4 protein-coding genes are annotated in these 3,984 nt (G+C 49.1%); all 4 read left to right on the top strand.

The annotated features are described in order from the left end of the window. Positions 1–1,037: type I restriction enzyme subunit R domain-containing protein (locus H6B10_RS13020; RefSeq protein WP_204652000.1), on the top strand; the 1,037-nt coding region annotated here is incomplete at its 5' end. A gap of 6 nt (positions 1,038–1,043) precedes the next feature. Beyond that, positions 1,044–1,805 carry a hypothetical protein gene (locus H6B10_RS13015; protein WP_204651999.1) on the top strand — a complete coding sequence of 254 codons (762 nt, stop codon included), beginning with the start codon at positions 1,044–1,046 and terminating at the stop codon, positions 1,803–1,805. Between the two features lie 32 nt (positions 1,806–1,837). Further along, on the top strand, positions 1,838–2,359 hold the full coding sequence (locus H6B10_RS13010) for a hypothetical protein (protein WP_204651998.1): 522 nt from the start codon (positions 1,838–1,840) through the stop codon (positions 2,357–2,359). 224 nt (positions 2,360–2,583) lie between these two features. After that, the coding region (locus H6B10_RS13005) for a hypothetical protein (RefSeq protein WP_204651997.1) at positions 2,584–3,984 on the top strand (1,401 nt) is incomplete at its 3' end.

Below are 3,984 nucleotides of genomic sequence, written 5' to 3'. Positions count from 1 at the left end.
TCCACGATGAGGGCAACATCCTGGTGGTGGCCGAAAAATTCCAGACCGGTTTTGATGAACCGCTGCTCCACACCATGATTGTGGATAAAAAGCTGCGCGATGTAAAAGCGGTGCAGACCCTCAGCCGCCTGAACCGCACCTGCCCCGGCAAAAACGACACCTATATCCTCGACTTCGTGAACACGGCCGAGGAAATCCAGGCGGCGTTCCAGCCATATTACCAGGAAACGGTCCTGTCGGAAGAAATCAATGTGGACCAAATCTACAAAGTGCAGGAAGAACTCCGCAGCTATAAGGTTTATTCCAACGCCGATGTGGAGCTGGTCGCGGGCATCTACTTTGACCCCAATACCAAAAAGACCGACAGCATCCAGGCGCGGGTGACCAACGCCCTGAAGCCTGCGGCAGAAACCTACAACAAACTAACCGCCGACCAGCGGTACGAGTTCCGCCGTACCATCCGCAAGTTTGTCAAATGGTACAACTACATCAGCCAAATCGTGCGCATCTTCGACAAAGACCTGCACAAAGAATTTGTGCTGTGCTCGTATCTGGTGCATCTGCTGCCCAGCGACCCCAAACAGATTTGGAAGTTGGGCGACCGTGTACGCCTGGAGTATTACCGGCTGGAAAAAACGTATGAAGGTTCGATTGAACTGGAAGAACACCCCAGCGAACTGAAGACCGGCACGAAGAAAGGCGCCGGCGGCGACCGGGAACGCAAAAGCCCATTGGAAGAAATCATCGAAAAAGTCAACGAGTATTACAAGGGCGAGTTCACCGAAGGCGATAAAGTCATGATGGAGAACCTGCGCCGGAAGCTGAATGCAGACCCGAAATTGAAAAAATCCGCCCAGCAGGACGGACAGCAAATCTTCGAAAACAATGTATTCCCCAAAATCTTCGGGGAAACGGCACAGACTTCCTATATGGAGAATTATCAGGCCTATCAATCGCTGTTTACTGATGCCGCCAAATACCGTGCCATGATGACGGCTATGGCCGAAGTCCTGTACAACGATTTGCGTAAAGAGTAATACGCCATGTACACATACTCCGTTTCTTCCAGAGCCAAGACTGTGCCGCAGCCTCACGGCGGGTATCTGCCTTTGCAGTCGTTTACTTCCCGCGTCATGCAGGACGACTTCGCCCTAAAGGAAGGCGAAAACGTCCCCGCCGGTATCATCGGCCAGACGGTCGATTACATGAGCCGTTTTATCTCCAGCCCAGTAACGGCAAAAGACGCCTTTCTCGTTTCGTTGCTCGGCACCGCCCTGGCCGGGAGACCGCAGCGCGGCGAAGAACTCGTTGCCCAAATCAACGGGTTGGACGACGTTTCGCTGTGCGCCGCTTGCAAGTTGGCCAGCTATGACTCATATGCTCGTTCCTCTCAAGCCGTTCCTCCGACTATATCCGAGCCGGAGCCAAACCATAGTACACTTTTCAACATCCGGCTGATGGTGACCCGTATGGTGCGCTTTTTCGCAGAATACGGACCTGTAACAGCCGACGGATTTACGATGGAAGGAGGTTATACCGATATCGTCAGTTGCGGTGATGGTGATTTTTTGACCAGAGATACTTTATGGGACATCAAAACGTCAAAGAATCCACCCAAACCAAAAGATACCTTGCAAGTCCTGATGTATTACATCATGGGCAAACATTCCTGGAACGAATGCTTTCGGACCATTCAAAACGTTGGTATCGCGAACCCACGACTGAACCAAATCTGGTTGCTGAATGCCGGCATGATACCTGCCGCTGTCATTCAGCAGGTTGAAAAAGATGTGATTGGTTACTGACACACGGATTGCCAAATGGAGGGCTATTTACCATGAAGAATGAATTGTGCATTTCCCGCACGACCGGCGACAAAGCCATGGAACGTCAAGTGGAACTGTCCAGAGGGAATCGTTTTGAAGAACCAGTTTCCCTGACCATGTACGACGCAGAAACGGAAAACGAAGTTGGTTTTATCCACGGCACAATCTATTTTGCGGATGTTTTGTCTGAATTTTGCCCGGAAGTCATCCGGCGCGTACAAAACGACCCCCTGACCGACGAGATGACCTGCTCAGTTTTGGAACGAGAGTATACCTCGCCAACGGACCGCAATGTCCTTACGCTGGCCGAGCCTATCGCCATCGCCAGTTACATTTCGCAAGAAGACGTCCTGGAGGCTCTTCAGGAATTCGTGGAAAGCTATTACGGGTATACTCTTCACGCTATCTACTCGTACAAGTTCCCGGACGAAAAGTTGCCCCGATACCAGTCTGACGGGCGCCAATACGTATTCTATCCTGGAGAAGACATAACCAATGTTGAGGGGCTTTTCCTCTACGAGTATGAGGTGTAAGCCGTTCGGGTTACGGGTTGCCCCTATTTCTTGGCAGAAAAGTAATTTGCCATAAGCGAGGAGCGGTTTATCTGTTGATGTATTTTTGTGAGTCCCAACTACATCGACATTCTTGAAAGTGGATGTGAATTCTACCGCTTAAGAATTTCAGAGGATAACTGGGGCGGAGTTTTCACAACCGTTCACGGTTCCCGCTTACAGAATGGAAGCAGGAGGTGAATACATTGCAGGAACGCGAAGCGGCACTGACACATGTTAGCATTCGAGATGCTGAACTCGGCTGGCGACATATTACCCCGAATGAGGCCTCCAAACTTTTCCCCAACGAACCTGTGTCAGCAAACGACAGAGTTTTCATGTGTGAACTTTGTGGGCAATATGTGACGTTTGTTAATAGCCGTGTATACCAACGCTTTTTTAAGCACAGCAAGGGTGAAGAAAACAAAAACTGCGAAGAACGTATACGTCGTTCAAACAAATATCCGCCATTACAAACGGGTCGCTATCTGTTGCCGCTCAAAATTGTTTTGCATTCAGATGGACGAGGCTTTTCACTTTCTATCGGCATCCCTCGCGCTAATGAGTTTGATGCGGATGCGCAGGTTCTAATCACCGGAAAAGAAGCGCGACCACATATATTTGCTTTGTCAGAACGAATGCAAGACGGTGGCATTTCGTGGTTAAACTTGGGACAAGACATTAACAACCAATATACAGTTCTAACAAAAGGTTTTCGCGCTAACTATTGGCCAGATATAATTCCGGGAATCAATCCGGACGGAGCTGTGTTTGACAGCACTGACGGAAAAATGTTGTATCCTGGGGACGAGGTGGTAGAGAAACATACCTATTATCTTTTGACGGACTCTATGCCCCCATATTGTGACCATATTCTTTGTTCTGTATTATCTCGCAAAACGATAGACGGGAAAATTTGGCAAGTCTATCAAGTCCGGGTTGATGCTTTTTCTCCTGACACTGTTCGCTACTTTTTGTTGCTACATATGCGTCTTGTAAAGAGGCCGGTGTCGTTGACCCTTCTATGGCCTTCCACGGTCAGAGTGCAGGGGACGTCATTCCATAACGGAAACGCCTTATATGTAGCACACAACTGTGGAAAAAACCTGCAACTGATGTTGTTCCCCTCAGGCCAAGGGTCACCGAAAGCACGAAATGGTTATTTTTGCGTCACTGCGAATGGGTTTCAGCAAATGGCTGCGGTGCAATATCATAATGGGCAACAGCATCAAAGCTACCACACAATGCTCTGGCAAGGCGCGCTTCCTAAAGAAGCACAGGTACCCACGGTGGTGTTTTCTGATAGCAAAGGAGCAGCCTTGACGGAGGCGGCCTATACAAAATTACCGGTAAAAAACCTTCTCGAAATTCTGACCCTGTTCGACGGTGAGATTGTCATTACACATGGCAACCATGTGGTAGATATCCAAAATATCCGAGCAGACGAAGCCAAAACGCTGGAAGTGTCTTTTGGCGAAACCGTTAAAGTTCTTCAAGGAAAAGATATCGCTGGCAGCATTTCCTTCGAGCGGCCACATCAGGAGAAAAATACGCCCTTTGTTACAGTTTTGCTGCAACTGCTGCGACAACCAACAACAAAGTACGTA

This window comes from Gemmiger formicilis (assembly GCF_016901605.1).
Taxonomy (GTDB): Bacteria; Bacillota; Clostridia; order Oscillospirales; family Ruminococcaceae; genus Gemmiger; species Gemmiger formicilis_B.
Note: the sequence above shows the minus strand (reverse complement) of the source record. Positions and strands in the feature narration are given on the sequence as shown.

Coding starts and splice junctions, on each gene's coding strand:
- H6B10_RS13015 (WP_204651999.1), top strand. CDS start 1,044: ATGTACACATACTCCGTTTCTTCCAGAGCCAAGACTGTGCCGCAGCCT.
- H6B10_RS13010 (WP_204651998.1), top strand. CDS start 1,838: ATGAAGAATGAATTGTGCATTTCCCGCACGACCGGCGACAAAGCCATG.